21 protein-coding genes are annotated in these 18,781 nt (G+C 62.2%); 15 read left to right on the top strand and 6 right to left on the bottom strand.

The genetic code is table 11. The features are described 5' to 3' along the window. Positions 1–56 precede the first annotated feature (56 nt). The 8 genes from AB8B20_RS12040 (at position 57) to AB8B20_RS12005 (ending at position 9,276) form a co-directional block, all read left to right on the top strand. Positions 57–722 carry a TetR family transcriptional regulator gene (locus AB8B20_RS12040; RefSeq protein ID WP_093756860.1) on the top strand — a complete coding sequence of 222 codons (666 nt, stop codon included), beginning with the start codon at positions 57–59 and terminating at the stop codon, positions 720–722. Positions 723–949: 227 nt separating this feature from the next. Then, positions 950–1,708 (top strand): SDR family NAD(P)-dependent oxidoreductase, encoded by a 759-nt coding sequence (locus AB8B20_RS12035; protein ID WP_093756859.1) that lies wholly within the window; start codon positions 950–952, stop codon positions 1,706–1,708. Positions 1,709–1,915: 207 nt separating this feature from the next. After that, positions 1,916–2,722, top strand: a complete 807-nt coding sequence (locus AB8B20_RS12030; RefSeq protein WP_439072728.1) for an enoyl-CoA hydratase/isomerase family protein — start codon at positions 1,916–1,918, stop codon at positions 2,720–2,722. 78 nt (positions 2,723–2,800) lie between these two features. After that, on the top strand, positions 2,801–4,675 hold the full coding sequence (locus tag AB8B20_RS12025; RefSeq protein ID WP_439072727.1) for an AMP-binding protein: 1,875 nt from the start codon (positions 2,801–2,803) through the stop codon (positions 4,673–4,675). A gap of 32 nt (positions 4,676–4,707) precedes the next feature. Further along, on the top strand, positions 4,708–5,835 hold the full coding sequence (locus tag AB8B20_RS12020) for an acyl-CoA dehydrogenase family protein (RefSeq protein ID WP_089265471.1): 1,128 nt from the start codon (positions 4,708–4,710) through the stop codon (positions 5,833–5,835). Positions 5,836–5,847: 12 nt separating this feature from the next. Beyond that, on the top strand, positions 5,848–7,092 hold the full coding sequence (locus tag AB8B20_RS12015) for an acyl-CoA dehydrogenase (protein ID WP_439072726.1): 1,245 nt from the start codon (positions 5,848–5,850) through the stop codon (positions 7,090–7,092). A 120-nt stretch (positions 7,093–7,212) separates the two neighbouring features. After that, positions 7,213–8,454 (top strand): acyl-CoA dehydrogenase, encoded by a 1,242-nt coding sequence (locus tag AB8B20_RS12010; RefSeq protein WP_149531693.1) that lies wholly within the window; start codon positions 7,213–7,215, stop codon positions 8,452–8,454. A 144-nt stretch (positions 8,455–8,598) separates the two neighbouring features. Then, on the top strand, positions 8,599–9,276 hold the full coding sequence (locus AB8B20_RS12005; RefSeq protein WP_120291820.1) for a nitroreductase: 678 nt from the start codon (positions 8,599–8,601) through the stop codon (positions 9,274–9,276). Between the two features lie 192 nt (positions 9,277–9,468). Here AB8B20_RS12005 and AB8B20_RS12000 read toward each other — a convergent pair whose 3' ends face one another. Further along, positions 9,469–10,275, bottom strand: a complete 807-nt coding sequence (locus tag AB8B20_RS12000; RefSeq protein ID WP_175368266.1) for an enoyl-CoA hydratase/isomerase family protein — start codon at positions 10,273–10,275, stop codon at positions 9,469–9,471. Positions 10,276–10,475: 200 nt separating this feature from the next. Between AB8B20_RS12000 and AB8B20_RS11995 the strand changes: the two genes are divergently transcribed. From AB8B20_RS11995 to AB8B20_RS11980, 4 genes are all read left to right on the top strand, one after another. Beyond that, the gene (locus AB8B20_RS11995; RefSeq protein WP_089265467.1) at positions 10,476–11,135 is read left to right on the top strand and encodes a Crp/Fnr family transcriptional regulator; all 660 of its coding nucleotides are present in this window, start codon (positions 10,476–10,478) and stop codon (positions 11,133–11,135) included. A 15-nt stretch (positions 11,136–11,150) separates the two neighbouring features. Then, entirely contained in the window at positions 11,151–11,996 is an 846-nt protein-coding gene (locus tag AB8B20_RS11990) for a DUF6537 domain-containing protein (protein WP_093756853.1), read from the top strand. 170 nt (positions 11,997–12,166) lie between these two features. After that, positions 12,167–12,571 carry a DUF3307 domain-containing protein gene (locus tag AB8B20_RS11985; protein ID WP_068735395.1) on the top strand — a complete coding sequence of 135 codons (405 nt, stop codon included), beginning with the start codon at positions 12,167–12,169 and terminating at the stop codon, positions 12,569–12,571. A 156-nt stretch (positions 12,572–12,727) separates the two neighbouring features. Next, on the top strand, positions 12,728–13,144 hold the full coding sequence (locus AB8B20_RS11980) for a hypothetical protein (RefSeq protein WP_089265465.1): 417 nt from the start codon (positions 12,728–12,730) through the stop codon (positions 13,142–13,144). A gap of 10 nt (positions 13,145–13,154) precedes the next feature. Here the strand turns inward: AB8B20_RS11980 and AB8B20_RS11975 are convergent, their stop codons facing one another. Beyond that, complete coding sequence (locus AB8B20_RS11975) at positions 13,155–13,484, bottom strand: YkgJ family cysteine cluster protein (protein ID WP_439072725.1); 330 nt, start codon at positions 13,482–13,484, stop codon at positions 13,155–13,157. 60 nt (positions 13,485–13,544) lie between these two features. Next, the gene (locus tag AB8B20_RS11970) at positions 13,545–14,243 is read right to left on the bottom strand and encodes a helix-turn-helix transcriptional regulator (RefSeq protein WP_439072724.1); all 699 of its coding nucleotides are present in this window, start codon (positions 14,241–14,243) and stop codon (positions 13,545–13,547) included. A 103-nt stretch (positions 14,244–14,346) separates the two neighbouring features. Here AB8B20_RS11970 and AB8B20_RS11965 point away from each other — a divergent pair, with 103 nt between their 5' ends. Then, positions 14,347–14,550 carry a hypothetical protein gene (locus tag AB8B20_RS11965; RefSeq protein WP_093756851.1) on the top strand — a complete coding sequence of 68 codons (204 nt, stop codon included), beginning with the start codon at positions 14,347–14,349 and terminating at the stop codon, positions 14,548–14,550. Positions 14,551–14,607: 57 nt separating this feature from the next. After that, positions 14,608–15,333: a glutathione S-transferase family protein gene (locus tag AB8B20_RS11960; protein ID WP_093756850.1), complete on the top strand. Its 726-nt coding sequence runs from the start codon at positions 14,608–14,610 to the stop codon at positions 15,331–15,333. Positions 15,334–15,346: 13 nt separating this feature from the next. On the opposite strand, the gene AB8B20_RS11955 is transcribed toward AB8B20_RS11960, so the two are convergent. Next, positions 15,347–15,973: a pyridoxamine 5'-phosphate oxidase family protein gene (locus tag AB8B20_RS11955; RefSeq protein ID WP_439072723.1), complete on the bottom strand. Its 627-nt coding sequence runs from the start codon at positions 15,971–15,973 to the stop codon at positions 15,347–15,349. A gap of 124 nt (positions 15,974–16,097) precedes the next feature. Between AB8B20_RS11955 and AB8B20_RS11950 the strand changes: the two genes are divergently transcribed. Continuing rightward, complete coding sequence (locus AB8B20_RS11950; RefSeq protein WP_439072722.1) at positions 16,098–16,997, top strand: LysR family transcriptional regulator; 900 nt, start codon at positions 16,098–16,100, stop codon at positions 16,995–16,997. 6 nt (positions 16,998–17,003) lie between these two features. Here AB8B20_RS11950 and AB8B20_RS11945 read toward each other — a convergent pair whose 3' ends face one another. Together AB8B20_RS11945 and pobA are read right to left on the bottom strand one after the other, a co-directional pair. After that, positions 17,004–17,423, bottom strand: a complete 420-nt coding sequence (locus AB8B20_RS11945) for a PaaI family thioesterase (protein ID WP_439072721.1) — start codon at positions 17,421–17,423, stop codon at positions 17,004–17,006. A gap of 115 nt (positions 17,424–17,538) precedes the next feature. After that, entirely contained in the window at positions 17,539–18,711 is a 1,173-nt protein-coding gene (gene pobA, locus AB8B20_RS11940; RefSeq protein ID WP_439072720.1) for a 4-hydroxybenzoate 3-monooxygenase, read from the bottom strand. Positions 18,712–18,781 lie beyond the last annotated feature (70 nt).

Below are 18,781 nucleotides of genomic sequence, written 5' to 3'. Positions count from 1 at the left end.
CAATCGGTCAATTAACTCTTGAGTGCGGCCGATTGTTCGTATTATCTGCGCTCCGAATGGCACCGACTTTGAACCCCAGCACCTCTGTGAAAACCGCCGCTGCCCGTAATCCGACGGCCGACAAGCTGTTGCTCGCGGCGAGCGAGCTGATGATTGCCAGCAACTCCATCGAGGTGTCGCTGAGCGAGATTGCGCAGCAGTCCGGGGTCAATGCGGCGCTGGTGAAATATCATTTCGGCAATAAGGACGGCTTGCTGCTGGCGCTGCTCGCGCGCGATGCCGCCACCGAGATGACCAATCTGGAATATCTGCTGGCGCAGCCGATCTCGGCCACTGCAAAACTGCGGCTGCACATCGCCGGCATCATCAAGGCCTATTACCAGTTTCCCTATATGAACCGGCTGATCCACTACTTGCTGCATGAGAGCAGCAACGAGGCAGCCGACGAAGTATCGAAGTTCTTCGTGGGGCCGCTGCTCGGCTTCCATCGCCGCCTGCTGGCCGAGGGACTTGAATCCGGCGAATTTCGCAAGGTCGATCCGGTGTTGTTCTACACCAGCCTGATCGGCGCCTGCGACAACCTGTTCTTCAGCCGTCATGCCATGTCGCGCGCCATTGGCGTCGGCCCGGTGACCGATGAAGTCTGCCGCGACTACGTCGCCCATATGGAAGCGATGCTGCTCGGCGGAATCCTCACAAACAAGAAGGCCGCCAAGGCCTGACATCACGAGCTCAGAAGAAACGGCCCAAGGAAAACTGCCAAGAAAATTCAAAAACGTCGGGAAACGCCCAAGGAACCAAATTCAAGAACCAAAAATAAGAAACGCCCAAGGATCAGTTCCAAGAACAACAACCAAGAAAACGCCCAAGGACCACTTCTTCTTCTTCTTTTTCGTCGCGACCCAAAATTCAAGAAACGATCAGAAACGCCCAAGGAAAGGCATTATCGATGCAGTTGAAAGACGTAGCCGTATTCATCACCGGCGGTGGCTCGGGCCTCGGTGCCGCGACCGCGCGCGCGATGGCTGCCAAGGGCGCCAAGGTCGCCGTGTTCGACCGCGCGCAGGACAATGCCGAGAAGGTCGCTGCCGAAGTTAAGGGCGTCGCCACCGTCGGCGATGTCACCAGCGAGAGTGACGTGAAGGCGGCGCTCGCCAAGGCAGCGGCTGCGCATGGTACCGCGCGCGTGCTGATGAACTGCGCCGGTATCGGCGGTTCGCAGCGCATCGTCGGAAAGCAGGGCGTTTATCCGCTCGAGAAGTTCACCAATGTCATCATGGTGAACTTGATTGGAACCTTCAACTGCCTGCGCCTGTTCGCCGAGCAGCTCGCCACCGCCGAACCGATCGGCGAGGAACGCGGCGTCATCATCAACACCGCCAGCGTCGCGGCCTATGAAGGCCAGATCGGCCAGATCGCCTACTCCGCCTCGAAGGGGGGCGTTGTCGGCCTCACGCTGCCGGCCGCCCGCGATCTCGCCTCCAGCAAGATCCGCGTCAACACCATCGCGCCGGGCCTGTTCCTGACGCCGCTGCTGATGGGCCTCAACGAGGAAGCCCGCGCTAGCCTGGGCGCGCAGGTGCCGCATCCGGCCCGCCTCGGCGACGCCTCGGAATACGGCAACCTTGCGGTCCACATCGTCGAGAATCCGATGCTGAACGGCGAAACCATCCGCCTCGACGGCGCCATCCGTATGGCGCCGCGGTAGTACTTGTCTTCCCCTCTCCCCCAGCGCGGCGTAGCCGCGCGCCGCGGGAGAGGGTGCCTGAGCAAGCGAAGGCGGGAGAGGGCTCGTTGTGGCGCCCCTCTCCCAAGTGAGTTTGTTTCTAACTCCTGCGCTGCCCTCTCCCGCAAGGGGAGAGGGCGCGGCAATGAGCGTCGGCAAGGCGCCAACGAGTGAAACGGGAGAGCGCGTGTGTCTAATCCACTGCTGATCGAACACGACGATGGCGTGGACCGGGTGACGCTTAATCGTCCGGACAGTCTCAACGCGCTCGATCCTGCTCTGATCGACGCACTAAACGACTATTTCGAAAGCCTGCAGCGCAATCGCAAGACACGCGTGGTCGTCCTCAAGGGTGCCGGCGCCAATTTCTGCGCCGGGCTCGATCTCAAACACGCAATGGCCGTGCGCTCCGGGCAGAATGCGCCGCGCACCGTCACCGAGTCGCTGGATTCCCAGCGCCGCATCGCGGATATCGTGATGCTGATGCGCCGCTGTCCGCAGCCGATCATCGCGCTGGTGCAGGGTGCTGCCGCCGGCGGCGGTTTCGCGCTGGCGCTCGCCGCAGATATCCGCATCGCCGCCAAGTCGGCGCGCATGAACTGCGCCTTCATCAAGCTCGGCCTCGGCGGCTGCGACATCGGCTCAAGCTATTTCCTGCCGCGTCTCGTCGGTGTCTCCGTCGCCTCTGAACTGATCCTCACCGGCCGCTTCATCCATGCCGATCGCGCGCTGGCTGTTGGGTTGGCGTCGGAAGTTGTCGACGACGGTCAACTCGAAGCCGCCGCTGCGCCCTATGTCGATGCGATGATGACCGCGTCGCCGGTAGGGCTGCGGCTGTCGAAGGAATGCATCAACATGTCCGTCGATGCCGGCTCGATCGAGGCCGTCATCGCCATGGAAGATCGCAATCAGGTGCTGTGCAGCCGCTCGGAAGATTTCGAGGAAGGCATTCGCGCATTCATCGAGAAACGAAAGCCGGTTTACGTCACACGTTGAAGCGTGATCTCACGCAACGAACACAGGGTCCGACAAACGAGACCATGGTTCGATAAGAACGGTTTTGGGAGAAACCACATGAACCCGCAGGCTGCCGCGGTGCTGACAAAGCCCGCCTTCCGCAAGATCCACTGGATGGAGCGCGACATCGATGTCGAGCGCCGGCCGGACGGCGTCATCGTCATGAAGTCGCTGATACCGTTGATGCCCTATGAGACGCATCTGCCGGCGTCTCTGGCGAAGTGGGCCAAGGAGCGTCCCGATCACACCTGGCTGGCCCAGCGCGCCGGCGATGACCGGCAATGGCGTCGGCTCAGCTATGGCGAGGCGAAGCGGACCGCCGATGCGCTGACCCAGGCGCTACTCGACATGAAGCTCGCGGCCGATGGACCGGTTGCGATCCTTTCGGGCAATTCCATCGAGCATGCACTAATGACCATGGCGGCGATGCAGGCGCGGCATCCGGCAGCGCCGGTGTCGCCGGCCTATTCGCTGATGAGCCAGGATCACGCCAAGCTCAAATATCTGTTCGACCTGATCAAGCCTGTCGCAGTCATGGTGCAGGACGGGCCGACCTTCCAGAAGGCGCTGGATGCGCTCGATCTCACCGACATCAAGATCATCCATGTGGCGCGCCCGCCGACGGGGATCGCCAGCACCGCCTATGCCGACATGGTCGCGACCATGGTTACGCCCACGGTCGACGCATCGCTCGCCCAGATCATGCCCGATACGGTCGGCAAGCTGCTGTTCACCTCGGGCTCCACCGGCATGCCCAAGGCGGTCATCAACACGCAGCGGATGATGACGGCGAATGCCGCGATGATGATGCAGACGCGCCCGCGCGATCCGAACGCGCAGCCGCCGGTCTATCTCGACTGGATGCCGTGGAATCACACCATGGGCGGCAACGCTTTGTTCAACCCGCTGCTGATCGATGGCGGCACGCTCTATATCGACGATGGCCGTCCAATGCCGGGCATGATCGACGAGACATTGCGCAATCTGCGCGAAATCTCGCCGACCTATTACGCCAATGTTCCCGCCGGCTATGCTGCCATCGCCAGCGCGATGGAGAAAGACGATGCGCTGGCGCGCTCGTTCTTCAAGAACCTGAATCTGATGGCCTATGGCGGCGCGCGTCTCCCTGACGATCTCTATGATCGTATGCAGGCGCTGGCCGTGCGCGCCACCGGCGAGCGCATCGTGTTCTATACCGGTTGGGGCTGCACCGAGACCTCGCCGACCTCGACCGGCACCTATTGGGACACCGAGCGCGTCGGCCTGATCGGCCTGCCGTTCCCCGGCGTCGAACTCAAGATGGTGCCGGTGGATTCGAAATACGAATTGCGCTTGCGCGGCGTCAACGTGATGCCGGGCTACTATCGCCAGCCGGACCTCACCAAAGCGGCCTTCGACGAGGAAGGCTTCTACAAGATCGGCGACGCTGGCATTTTCGTCGACGACAATGACCCCGTGCAGGGCCTGATCTTCTCCGGCCGCGTGGTGGAGGACTTCAAGCTGACGACCGGCACCTTCGTGCATGTCGGCTCACTGCGCACCGATGTGATCGCTACGGCGACGCCGGTGGTGCAGGACGCGCTGATCACGGGACAGGATCGCCCCTATATCGGCGTGCTCGCCTGGCCCAACCTGCCGGCCTGCCGCATCATGATCGGCGAGCCCGAGGCGACATTTGCCGATGTGGTGAAACATCCCGCGGTTCTTGTCTGTCTGAAGAAGGGGCTGCAGGCACATAATGCGTCGTGCGAAGGCGCCAGCAGCAGGCGCATTGCGCGCGCGATGTTCATGGTCGAGCCGGCGTCCATCGACGGCAACGAACTCACCGACAAGGGCTACATCAACCAACGCGCCGGCCTCGAACGCCGCGCGGCACTGGTCGCCCAGCTTTACGCCGAGCACCCCGGCGAAGACGTCATCATCCTCAACTAGACTTTCCATCGATCAGAACAGAGTACACCGCCATGAACTTCGATTTCTCCGACGACCAGAAGCAGCTCCGCGATGAGGCCCGGCGTTTTCTCACCGAGAAGTGCCCGCCGAAAGCCGTGCGCGCCGTGATCGACGGCAAGGCGCCCTATGATCGTGAGCTCTGGAAGGGCCTGGCTGACATGGGCTTCCTCGGCGTCGCCATCCCGGAAGCGTTTGGCGGTTCGGGTGCCGGTCATCTCGAACTCTGCGTGATCGCCGAGGAAATGGGCCGCGCGCTGGCGCCGGTGCCATTCTCGTCTACGGTTTATCTCGCCGCTGAAGCGCTGTTGCTCGCCGGCTCCGATGCGCAGAAGCAGAAGTGGCTGCCGGCGATTGCACAGGGCAATGCCATCGGCACGCTGGCGCTGTTCGAAGGCTCGGGCAATCCGTCGCCAAAGGCGATCAAGCTCACCGCCGCGAATGGCGTGCTCAATGGCACCAAGAAGCCGGTGGCCGATGGTGCCATCGCAGATTTCGCCATCGTCGCCGCGCGCACCGGCTCCACCGGCCGCGACAGCGATATCGCGCTGTTTCTGGTTGATCTCACCAGCGAAGGCGTCGAGGTGAAGGCGCTGACCTCCATCGATCCGTCGCGCAATCAGGCCGAGATTACCTTCAAGAACGTCAAGGCCGAGCCGCTCGGCGTTGCCAACGAAGGCTGGAGCATTCTCTCGCAGGTGCTCGATCGTGCCGCCGTGCTGATCGGCTTCGAACAGGTCGGCGGTTCCGACCGTGCGCTGGAAATGGGCCGCGACTACGCGCTGGATCGTATCGCCTTCGGTCGCCAGATCGGTTCGTTCCAAGCGGTCAAGCACATGCTCGCCGACATGTATGTCTCGGCGACGCTGGCGCGCTCGAATTGCTATTACGGCGCCTGGGCGCTCTCGACCAACGCGTCCGAACTGCCGGAAGCCGCCGCTGCAGCACGCATCAGCGCGACGCAGGCATTCCAGCACTGCTCGAAGAACAACATCCAGGTTCATGGCGGCATGGGCTTCACCTGGGAGTTCGACTGCCACCTCTACTACCGCCGCTCCAACGCGGTGGCGGTTGGGCTCGGCTCGCTGTCCTATTGGGAAGACCAGTTGATCGAGCGCATGCGCCAGAAGAACGCGGCGTAAGGACCAATCGCGATGAATTTTGATGACACCCCGCAGGAGGCCGCGTTCCGCGCCGAGGCGAAAGCCTGGATCGCGGCCCATGCGCCCAAGCAATATGAAGACGAACTGAAGAAGGCTGCGCTTGGCCGCATTCAGCTCAAGAGTGCGAATATTCTGGAAGTCGCGAAAGCCTGGCAGAAGAAGAAGGCCGATGCCGGCTGGGCCGTACCGCACTGGCCGAAGGACTATGGCGGTCGCGGCGCATCGCCCATCGAGCGGGTGATCTGGCAGCAGGAAGAGGGCGTGTTCGGCAAGCTCGGCGCGCTCTTCATCATCGGCCACGGCATGTGCGGCCCGACCATGATGGCCTACGCCGCCGAGGAGCATAAGCGGCAGTATCTGCCGCCGCTGGCGTCCGGCGAGAAGATCTGGTGCCAGTTGTTCTCTGAACCCGCCGGCGGATCCGACGTCGCAGGTCTCCGCACCCGCGCGGAAAAGGACGGTGACGACTGGGTCATCAACGGCCAGAAGATCTGGACTTCCGGCGCGCATTACTCGGATTATGGCATTCTGATCACCCGCACCGACCCGACTGTGCCGAAGCACAAGGGCCTCACCATGTTCTTCCTGGACATGAAGAGCCCGGGCGTCGAGGTGAAGCCGATCAAGCAGGCCAACGGGCAGGCCGAGTTCAACGAGGTGTATTTCACCGACGTACGGATTCCCGATGCGCAGCGGCTCGGCGCGGTCGGCGATGGCTGGAACGTGTCGCTGACCACGCTGATGAACGAGCGCATGGCGATCGGCGCCAATGTTGCCACCGGATTCCCGGAACTGTTCGAGTTCTGCAACGGCCTGATGCTCGATGACGGTCCGGCCATCGACGATCCCGCGGTGCGCTCCAAGCTCGCCAGCTGGGCGGTGCGCGCCAGCGGACTTCGCTACACCAGCTTCCGCGCTATCTCGGCGCTGTCGCGCGGCGAACGTCCGGGTCCGGAAAACTCCATCGGCAAGCTCGTTGCGGGTGCCATGCTGCAGGATGTCGCGACCTATGCGCTCGATCTGCAGGGTGCGGCCGGCGTGCTCAACGGGCCGGAGGATGCGGAGGTCGCCGGCAAGTTCCAGGCGATGCTGCTGCGCTCGCCCGCCACGCGCGTCGAAGGCGGCACTGACGAGATCCTGCGCAACATCATCGCCGAGCGCGTGCTGGGTCTCCCCGGCGACATTCGCGTCGACAAGGACGTGCCATTCAACAAGATCCCGACCAAGGGACGATAAGTCAGCCTGTAGGATGGGTAGAGCGCAGCGAAACCCATCAATGTCCGCGCAAGCCCATCGATGGGTTTCGCAAGGGCTCTACCCATCCTACGCTTTCTTTTCTCATTAAGGACGACTGCCATGAATTTCGATGACACGCCGCAGGAAGCCGAATTCCGCGCCGTCGCGCGCAAGTGGATCGATGCGAACGCACCGAAGGAGCTGGAAGCTGAGCTGACCAAGCCATCGGCGAAGCGCGCCAGCGAGAAGCGCGACGCGATGCTCGATGTCGCCAAGGCGTGGCAGAAGAAGAAGGCCGATGCCGGCTGGGCCTGTCTGCATTGGCCGAAGGAATATGGCGGCCGCGGCTCGACGCCGATCGAGCGCGTAATCTGGCAGCAGGAAGAGGGCGTCTATGACAAGCTCGCGCGGCCCTTCGCCATCGGGCAGGGCATGTGCGGCCCGACCGTGATGGCCTACGCCTCCGAAGACCAGAAGCGCAAATATCTGCCGCCGCTGGCCTCCGGCGAGAAAGTCTGGTGTCAGCTGTTCTCCGAGCCCGCCGGTGGTTCCGACGTCGCTGGCCTTCGTACCCGCGCGGAGAAGGATGGTGACGACTGGATCGTCAACGGCCAGAAGATCTGGACCTCCGGCGCGCATTACTCTGATTATGGCATCCTGATCACCCGCACTGACCCGAATGTGCCCAAGCACAAGGGCCTCACCATGTTCTTCCTCGACATGAAGAGTGAGGGCGTCGAGGTAAAGCCGATCAAGCAGGCCAATGGCATGCAGGAATTCAACGAGGTGTTCTTCACCAATGTAAGGATCCCGGATAGCCAGCGGCTCGGCGCCGTCGGTGACGGCTGGAACGTGTCGCTGACCACGCTGATGAATGAGCGCATGTCGATCGGCTCCCGCGTCGCCACGGGTTTCCCGGAGCTGTTCGAGTATTGCAGCAACCTGATGCTGGAAGACGGCCTCGCCATCGACGATCCCAATGTGCGCTCCAAGCTCGCAAGCTGGGCGGTGAAGAATTCCGGCCTGAAATACACCAGCTACCGCTCGATCTCGGCGCTGTCGAAGGGCGAGCGTCCGGGTCCGGAGAACTCCATCGGCAAGCTGGTCTCCGGCATGATGATGCAGGACATCGCGATGTTCGCGGCCGACCTGCAGGGCGCTTCCGGCGCGCTGGTCGGCGCCGATGCGGAAGCAGCCGGCGAATTCCAGGCGACGATCTTGGGCTCGCCATCGATGCGTATCGCCGGCGGCACCGACGAGATCCTGCGCAATATCATCGCCGAGCGCGTGCTGGGTCTGCCCGGTGATATCCGCGTCGACAAGGACGTACCGTTCAACAAGGTCCCGACCAAGGGACGGTGATATCTCTGCCCTCATCCTGAGGAGCGTGCCACTTGGCACGCGTCTCGAAGGATGGCAACAAACTCAAGAGCCAAGCCAGCTCATGGTTCGAGACGGCGCCAATTGGCGCCTCCTCACCATGAGGGACCGAGCCAGGATGTTTCCATGACTGACGCCATCTCCACTCTCGAAACCCTTCTCGCCGGCCGTTACTCCTGCCGGGCCTACAAGACCGAGCAGGTGCCGCGCGCTATCATCGACCGCATTCTCAATGCCGCGCAGAAGACCGCGTCGTGGTGCAACAGCCAGCCGTGGCAGGTCACGATCACGTCGGGTGAAGCCACCAAGAAGTTTCGCGACGTGCTCTATCCTGTCGCGGCCGCGGGCACGCCGAATTCGGGCGACTTCCCGTTTCCGCGCGAATATCGCGGGGTCTATCTGGACCGCCGTCGCGAAAGCGGCTTCCAGCTTTACAACACACTGGGTATCGCGCGCGGCGACAAGACGGCCTATGCCGAGCAGGCGTTGCAGAACTTCAACTTCTTCGGCGCGCCACATGTGGCGATCATCACGTCGGATGAAGCGCTCGGGGTCTATGGCGCAGTGGACTGCGGCGGCTATGTAAACAATTTCATGCTGGCTGCGCAGGCGCTCGGCCTCGCGACCGTGCCGCAGGCGGCGCTGGCGTTTCACTCGGCCGTGGTGCGCCAGCATTTCGGCATGAGCGACGACCGCCGCGTCGTTTGCGGCATTTCGTTCGGCTATCCGGACCGCGAGCACAAGGTCAACAGCTACCGAACGAACCGCGCGCAGTTAGGCGATGTGGCGACGTTTGTGGAGTGACTCTGCTCACTTCCCTCTCCCCCAGCGTAGCGAAGCTGCGCGCCGTGGGAGAGGGTGGATCGAACGCGAAGCGGTCGAGACGGGAGAGGGGCTGCCACGAGCTCCGAGCTGGCTACCCCTCCCGCCGTCGCTTCGCTCAGGCACCCTCTCCCGCAAGGGGAGAGGGGAAGAAAAGTGCCACGGGCTTAACGTTTAAAACCGCGGTGCCCGTTTCTCCGCGAACGCCTTCGTGCCTTCCTTGATCTCATCGCCCCGCATGCTGTCCCGCGCGCGCTGATCGGCGGCAGCCTCGTCCAGTTCACCGCGGGCGAATTCGTTGATCGCCTGCTTCATGCCGCGCATGGCGATCGGGGCGTTGCCGGCCAGAATCATGGCGAGCTTGTCGACTTCCTCGTCCAGCGCCTCGGTCGGCACCATGGCGGTGAGGTAGCCGATCCGCAGCAGTTCGCTGGCTTCCAGCTTCTGCGCGGTGAGAAACAATCGCTTGGCGTTGTCGACCCCGAGCCGGCTCACATAGCGTTTGATGCCGCCCTTGTAATAATGCAGCCCGAGCCGGGCGGCCGGCATGAACATCTCGCAGGTGTCGACGCCGATGCGGAAGTCGCAGGCCAGTGCCATGTCGGTGGAGCCGCCATAGACGCCGCCATTGAGCCGGCAGATCGTCGGGAGCGCCAGGTCCTCCAGCCGGTTTGCCACGGCCTCAAAGGCCGATCCGGACGAACCTTCGGCCACGGGCTTGGGCGCGCTGGCAGCCCGTTCGGAGATCGCATTGAGATCGAAGCCGGCGCTGAAAGCGCGGCCGGTGCCGGTGAGCACTAGCACCCGGACGGCGCGATTCGCCTCTACGCGATCGAACAGCTGTACCAAGGTGTCCAGGTCGAGCTGGGACAGCCGGTTCAGCTTCTGGGGGCGGTTCAGGCGGATGGTGGCGCGGGGGCCGTCGATGGTCAGAATGGGGGGCGAGGACTGGTCAGATGCCGTTTCCGTCGTTTCCGACATGTTGTTCTCCTTTGGGATGGGAGCGACGGTGCCCGCACCGGCGGATCGCGTCAATCTGCGCACGACTCCGTGATTTTTGCGGGTCGCAACACGGGCTATTTTAACCAGATGGGCTATATTGCGGCTGCAAAGGCCCGGTCATTCGCGCTTCATAGTCGCGGAGGACGGTGCGGCCGTTCCTGGAAACCCGGTTTGCTCCCATGGATATGTCCTATCTCCATCACTTTGGCAGCGCCGCCGCCACGATCTTCGTGGTCGCGACCGCCACGATGCGGACGATGATTCCGCTGCGGGTGTTTGGCATCATGGCCAATGTCCTGCTAATCGCGATCTCGATCCCGACCCACAACTATCCGACCATGGCATTGCATGCGGTACTGCTGCCGCTCAACATCTACCGCCTGCGCCAGATGCTGCAATTGGTCCAGGATGTGAAAAAGTCGGTGAACTCGGACCTGTCGATGGAATGGCTGAAGCCGTTCATGACCAAGCGTCCCTGTAAGGCCGGTGAGGTGTTGTTTTACAAGGACGAGAAGGCCGAAGACATGTTCTACATCGTCAGTGGCCGTTATCGTCTCGTCGAATCCGGGATCGAATTGCCGGTCGGCGCCATTGTCGGTGAACTCGGCATGCTGTCGCCCTTGAACGAACGCACCCAGACGCTGGAATGTATCGAGCCCGGCATGGTGCTCAGCGTCAGCTACAGCCAGGTCGAAGAGCTCTACGTGCAGAATCCGGAATTCGGTTTCTTCTTCCTGCGTCTCGCCAGCGCGCGATTGTTCGAGAATATCGACAAGCTGGAAGCGCGTCTGATGAAGCAGGACGCGCCCGCATTGCCCATGGCGCCGCAGCACGCATAAGCATCAGGACGTCCCGTGGCAGGTTTCATCAACGTCATCCGCTCCACGCTCGCCGAGCTGGCGAACAGGAGCGAACCTGCAGCGCCGGTTTTGCCGGTGGGGCTGCCGGCTGCGGTGCGTCCTGTGGCGGAAGATGGCGTGGCCCTGTTGATCAACTATCAGAGCGCAGTCTACGCGCAGCTCTACAGCGACCGGCTGCGTCGCTTTGTCGGACGGCGCAACGTCAGCGACGAACTGTTTAGCGAGATTGCGCGGCTGCTCACGATGCGCATGAGCTATCACGATCCGATCCGCATCGCGCAGCTCAAGCTGCAGGAACCCGTGATGCCCGGCCGGCCGCCCGTCGTCGACAGGCGGCGTTTTCGCCTCGACGAGTTGGTGTCGGCATTGCCGGAGATCGTCGGCGATCCCCTGATGTGGGCGCTCGAGCGCATCTATTGTGCGCATCGCACGGTGCCGATCCGTTTCAGCAAGGCGAGCATCTGGGGCATCAAGCGCCTTGAGTTCGAATCCTGGCTGCGACGTTGGCGCCTGTTGTCGACGCGTTATGAAACCGAGCGCGTCTGGGTCGAACGCTGGCTGCACATGATTGATCGGGCACTGACCAAGCAGCCGGACGCGGCAATGGCCATCGTGCAGACGGCAACCATGATCGAAGGTTACGGCACGGGCTATCGGCAGGGCATGGCCGCCTGGCATCAGATCATCGACGGACTAGCCAAGCCGGCTTTCGATGGGACGCTGGTTATCACCGACCTGGCGGATGCGATCACGCGTGCCCGTGCGGTGCCGCGCGATCCGAAAGGTGACCAATTACGCAAGGCGATCGGCGAGCTCCGGGCGCATGCCGTTCTGAACTAGCGAGAAAGTGGAGCGTGCGCAGTGTTTTCCCGTCCAGGCTGGCTCTGCAGGAAGCGGTGGGTTTTCGGTTCCGCGGCGTGCATTCCCGGTTTCGGAGTGTCATAAATAGGGCGAGTGATCGGGCCGGCTAAGCGGGCCAGCCTGTCGTGACCGGTGAGAGGGACGTCAGCTTGTTGTTTCCTGCAATGTCGTCGTCGATTGCTCTGGGCGGGCTCGTCGGGTGGATGCTCGTCCTCACCGTCAAGCACGTGATCGCTGATTTCCTGCTGCAAAACGCCTGGATGGCGATAGGCAAGGATCAACGGACCGGATGGGCGCTGCCGCTGCTGGCGCATTGCGCGATCCATGGCGTACTGACGACGCTGTTCATTGCCGTTGTACAACCCAAGCTCTGGTTCCTGGGACTGGTCGACTTCGCAATCCACATCACCATCGATCGGCTCAAGGGCATCTGCGTATCGCATTTCGGTGTGACGCAGGGCCATCGCTGGTTCTGGTGGCTGATCGGCATCGATCAGGCGCTGCATCACCTGACCGACTTCTTCCTGGCCATCTTCATCGTCGCCAACAGCTGATGCGCGTTTGAACGCATCGAGTTCCAATGTGGCGGTAGCAGGGCACGGCTGCCACATTTCAAACTGTTACTCAAGAGTCGCACGCGGCCATTAAGGCTGTTGGTTAACCCTGCGTTAGGAAATTCAACCGCATCCTCATTAACGAGGAGAAACCCCATGCGGTCCAGCCGTCAAGCTTTTGAGAACGATTTTTGCCCCGTCGAGGAAGATCTGCTCGGTGCAATGTATCGTGCAAATGAAAATGGCCTGCCCCATCTCGTGGCCAGCGTTTCATCCGATGTCCGCGCGATGTTGGCTCTGTTTTGCTATCGCCGCAGTCATCTCCACGCTTTGGCAATCTCGATCGCATCGAGTTGCAGCGAGCGCGAACTGATCGAATTCGGTGGCCGCGTTGGTTCCACGCTTTACGCGCTGTCGCACGACACCGCTGTGGCGCGTCCTTCGGTGTCGGCCTATCACAACCGCAAGGCCATCACGCTGTCGACCAAGCCGCTCTCGACGCTGGCGCCGATGGATGATGATCTCGACGACGAACTGGACGACAAGGAACTCGCTTACACCGTCACGGCGTAGCTGACATCAACTACTCTGCGGCTGCCAGCACCGGCAGCCCGTGCCGGCGTCGCGCCATGGCACATTCGGGATCGCCGGGCATGCAGGTCCGGCACACGTCCGGTCTGACGGCGTAAATCCCACAGGCTGTGGCCTCTCCAACCTTTCCGTTCAATGCGCTGCAGCGGTCTCCGTCGCAGCGCATTCCCGATTCCCGATCATTGACATATTTGGCCGGGATCAGATCGAGATCGGCATCGTCCTCGATGGTGAAGCGCGGCCAGTTGCTGGAATACGAACAGCACGCACCACAGGCCTGGCATGGGCTGGCTTCGCTGATCGTGGCTGCGTTGCTTGTCATGCCGCGGTTTATCGCGATCGGGCGGGTTTCACCAGCCGTGCAGATGCAGGCTTGGCTGTTTCAGGTATCCTGTGGCCGCTCCCAGCTCAGCGTCTTGCGCCATTTGCTGCGCAGCGTCTCGCGCCGTTCCGGATACTTCTCATCGAGGAAATGTGCCTCGATCGCTCGGTCGGTTCGAAAACTGCGGAAATCCTTGCGAAGCTCGCACCAGGCCGCCAGCAGCCGCACCGCTTCCAGATAACCCACCGCGATCGGCCAGACGATGCGCTCGCTATCGCGACCGGCTTCGTCCCGGTAAAGCAGCCGGACCTTTTTGCCCGCATGAATATGCGCGCGCATCTGCACCATATCCATACTGTCGGCGGTGCCGCGGAAATCCGGCCGCGCGCGGCTCGCGGGTTCCAGCACGAAGGGGCGCAAGCGCTCGGGCACGGTGTCCGCGATCTTCGCAATGAGATCCTGTGCGGCCTTGGCCAATGCCGGATCGGCGTGCCCCATCACCCATTGCGCGCCGAGCACGGCGGCTTCGATCTCGTCGGGTGTCAGCATCAGCGGCGGCATGTCGAAGCCGCGTTCGAGGATATACCCCATGCCGGCTTCGCCGCGGATCGGGACGCGTTGCGCCATCAGTGTCGCGATGTCGCGATAGATCGTCCGCTTGGACGTTTCCAGTTCGGCTGCAATGGCATCCGCCGTCAGCGGCTTCCGCGTGCGCCGAAGCACCTGGATGATCTGAAACAGGCGGTCGGCGCGTCTCATGGTCGTCCCTCTATCTTTGTTGGCAGATGTCGATGCTGACAGCATGTTGGCAGCAGGGGGCAGTCATACAGGGTCCAGGTTCAAACGAACGAAGGATTCTGCAATGACCGCTTTCGATAGCCTCGCCGTCTTTTCGCACGATGACCGGCTCTGGCGCATCCGGGCATGGCTGCTGGAACGCGCCATTCTCGCCCTGTCGGGAGACCTCCGCTGGGCCCTGATCGGGCTCGGCTGGCGCATGGTCTCCACCGCGGCGGTCCAGGCGCGCGCTTGGGTCGCCGGCGTCATCCGGCGTGACGGCTGCTGACACCACGGTGGCAGCAGCGACTGCTAGTCTCTTGTCCTTATCACTTGGAGAAACCACATGATTGTCCTTCACGGCGCAGGTGCAGGCTTTGGCCTGCCGGAAATCAGCCCTTTCGTTACCAAGACGGAAGTCCAGCTCAAGATGGCCGGCTTGCCCTATGAGAAGCAACCGGCACGGCCGCAGGATTCGCCGAAAGGGCAGATGCCCTATATCGATGACGGCGCTGAGTGCATTGCCGACTCCACCTTTATCCGCGCCTATATCGAACGCAAATATGACGTCGATTTCGATAGGGGTCTCGATCTCGCCCAGCGCGCTCAGGCCTGGGCGATCGAGCGGATGATCGAGCATCACCTCTATTGGTCGCTGGTCGGCGTGCGCTGGGTCGATGCCGATAATTTCGCCAAGGGACCGTCGCATTTCTTCGACGGCATTCCCGAAGCGCAGCGCGACGAGATCCGTGCATCCGCGCGCAAATCCGTCATTCAGAACCATCTGGCGAATGGCCTCGGCCGGCATCCTGCCGATGAGGCGCTGCAACTCGCGGATCGTTCGCTGATGGCTCTGTCGGTGCTGCTGGCCGGGAAGTCTCACCTGATGAGCAACCGCCCGGCGGGTGTCGATGCGACCGCATTCGGCGTTCTGGCCGGGATCATGTCGCCGTTGTTTCCGTCACCCCTGCAGCGTCAGTTGCACCGCTACGGCAACCTCGTCACCTACGTGGATCGGATGATGGCAGAGTATTATCCCGAACACGTCTGGCAGTGCAGCGTCGCGGCGTGACGCTCTACTGCCCTCAATGCGGCGACGCTGAGTCCTTCAGCGTCGCTAGCTCGGCTTCCAGCTCCGCAATCCGCGCATCGCGCGCTGCCAAGACTGCGGCGACATCGGCGGCATCGAATTTCTGCGGGATATGCTGCGGACAATTGGTATCCCATGCAGCGATCGTGAACAGGATGACCTGCTCGGGCTTCGCACGATAACCTTGTGGCATCAGCGATCGCATCAAGGCCGGGTCGTCCTCGACCACCCGCGCGGTGCCCCAGAGCTTGACCCGGCGGCGATGCGCGTAATCCATGATGAAGATGTTGGCCTTTGGATTCTCGGCGAGATTGCCCTGGGTGATGTATTGCCGATTGCCGCTATAGTCCGCAAAGGCCAGCGTCTGCTTGTCGAGGATCTTCACGAAGCCCTTCGGTCCGCCGCGATGTTGCATATAAGGCTGGCCGTCAGCGCTGGCGGTAGCCAGAAAGAAGCTGTTCGCCTCGGCGAGAAACGCTGCGAGATTGTCGTCGATCTCGGTGCGCCAGCCGCCGTTTTCCTCGACATGCGCATAGCCGGAACGCGACCCCTTGCGGGTCTGGATCGCCTTGACGGTCGGCGTGAACGCAATGTCGCTGGAATAGGTGTGGATGTCTGACATGACTTACTCCCTGATTGGAGCTCGGAACGGGATACGTCTCCGCTAGCCCCAAAGTGGCTCTTTCCTCGCATAAGAACAATCATCGGAATTGACACTTCATTATTGCGGGATATGAAATGGTTCGATGGATCGCATCGAAGCCATGACCGTCTTCGTCGCCGTGGCGGACCTGCAGGGGTTCGCGCCCGCGGCCCGCAAGCTCGGACTCTCCGCGTCGGCGGTCACCCGCATGGTGGCGGCGCTGGAGGAGCGCCTTGGCGCCCGCCTGCTGCAGCGGACCACGCGCTCGGTGATGCTGACCGATGTCGGCGCGCGCTATCTGCAACGGGCGCGCCAGATTCTCGCGGATATCGAGGAAGCCGAGGGCTCCGCGCAGGCCGAACGGGCCAGGCCGACCGGGCGTCTGGTCGTCTCGGCGCCAGTCGGCTTCGGGCGGCTGCATGTGACGCCGCTGATCTCGGCCTATCTGCAGCGCTATCCCGATGTCTCGGGTGAATTGCGGCTGACCGATCGCATGGTCGGCTTGGTCGAGGACGGCATCGATGTGGCGGTGCGGATCGGCGATCTCGCCGATTCCAGCCTCGTGGCGCGCAACCTCGGCACCATGTCGCGCATCGTGGTGGCGTCGCCGGATTATCTGGCGCAGCGCGGCCAGCCGACGGCACCGGAGGATATCGCAAAGCACGACACGATCCAGTTCGGTTCGATCGCGTCAGCGCCGGAATGGCGCTTCGTGCGTGATGGCCGGGATGTTCGCATCACGCATACGCCGCGCTTCACCACCGATGTCGCCGATGCCGCCATCTGGCACGCCGAGCACGGTGGCGGCCTGACTCGCGTGCTGGCCTATCAGGCTGCGGAGGGGCTGGCGGCGGGACGGCTGAAGCGCGTGCTGACGAAGTTCGAGCCGCCGGCGGTGCCGATCCACATCGTCTATCCGACATCGCGCTTGCTGTCGGCGAAAGTGCGCGTCTTCATCGATCTAGCCGCCGAAACCTGCCGGTGGGATTTCAGCAAGCGATAGCCATCGCTACGTTTTTGGTGGCGCCACGCTAAATGTGCCGTTGGCCCGGGCGCACGGCTCGCCGTCTGCCGTGATTAGTGCCTGCGCAAAGCAGAGACGCTTGCCGGTCTTGATGACCTCGGTTTCAATCTGTAGCCATTGCCCGATCTGCGCGGAACCGAGAAAATCGGCGGACAGATTAACAGTCACCAACCGTGTGCCGCCGCCGAGTACATGCCCGCAACTTAGGCCCATCGCATTGTCGGCCAGCGCCGTGATCAGCCCGCCATGCGCCATGCCGCGCGAGTTGGTATGCGCTTCAGCAATGCGGAGGCCGAGGATGACATTGGTCTCCGTCACCTTTGAATAGATCGGTTCCCATGGCGTGGTGAGGGGGCTCTTGCGATAGTGTGGCGCGAAGCCGTGGGGGATCGCGGTGTCGGTCATGGCACATCCATCTGGATTGTTTGCGCCATAGAAACGAAAGCACGCGCAAAGGACAGGCCAACAAAGTTTGAAACGGCTTTATCCGGCCGTTTAAAACAACGCGGCGTCTACGATCCTAATACGGCAGTCCCACATAATTTTCCGCCAGCGACGCTGTCGCGACATCCGAATGTACGACATAATCCAACTCGGCCTGCTGCAGCTTGGTGCCGAAGCCGTCATTGTCGGGGAAGCGGTGCATCATCGAGGTCATCCACCACGAGAAGCGCACGGCTTTCCAGACCCGCTTCAGCGCGACCGCTGAATAGAAGTCGAGACCGCTCGACGATTTCTCATCGTAGAATTCGCGTAGCGCCATCGACAGGTAATGGACGTCGGAGGCCGCGAGGTTGAGCCCCTTGGCGCCGGTCGGCGGCACGATGTGGGCGGCGTCGCCCGCCAAAAAGAGCCTTCCGAAGCGCATCGGTTCCGCGACAAAACTACGCAGCGGCGCGATACTCTTCTCCAGCGATGGGCCGGTGATGAGGCTTTCGGCGGCCTCCGTGTCGAGGCGACGGCGCAACTCGTCCCAGAACATGTCGTCGGTCCAGTTCTCGACTTTTTCGTCGAGGGAACACTGGACGTAATATCGGCTGCGCGTCATCGAGCGCATCGAGCACAGCGCGAAGCCGCGTTGGTGATTGGTGTAGATCAGCTCATGCGACACTGGCGGCGTATCCGAGAGCAGGCCGAGCCAGCCGAACGGATAGACGCGCTCGAAGGTCTGTACGGCGGAGGCCGGAACACTCTGGCGCGAGACGCCGTGGAACCCATCACAGCCGGCGATGAAATCGCAGGCGATCTCGTGGCTTACGCCGTCCTTGACGTAGCGGACGCGGGGGCTTGTGCCGTCGAAATCATGCAGCGAGACATTGTCGGCGTCATAGACCGTGGTCAGCCCGGCCTTGTCGCGGGCGTCCATCAGGTCGCGGGTGACTTCAGTCTGGCCGTAGACGGTAACCACCTTACCGGCGGATGCCTTCTTCAGGTCGAGGCGGTGGCGAATTCCGCCGAACAGAAGTTCGATCCCGTCATGGATCAGGCCTTCGTGATGCAGGCGCTCGGTAATCCCCAGCTTTTCCAGCAGGCCAACGGTGCCCTGTTCGAGCACGCCGGCGCGGATGCGGGCGAGGACATAGTCCCGATCCTTGCGCTCCAGAACGACGTTATCAATCCCATAGGCATGCAATAGTTGCCCTAGCAACATTCCAGCCGGACCAGCTCCAATGATGGCAACTTTTGTTCGCAACGCTTGCTCCCGCGGTTGATATAGGCTCTGTCGTCCGACTGAGTTGACAAGTCAAGCGGGGTCGCGACAC

Source organism: Tardiphaga sp. 866_E4_N1_4 (genome assembly GCF_052076075.1).
Classification (GTDB): Bacteria; Pseudomonadota; Alphaproteobacteria; order Rhizobiales; family Xanthobacteraceae; genus Tardiphaga; species Tardiphaga robiniae.
Note: the sequence above shows the minus strand (reverse complement) of the source record. Positions and strands in the feature narration are given on the sequence as shown.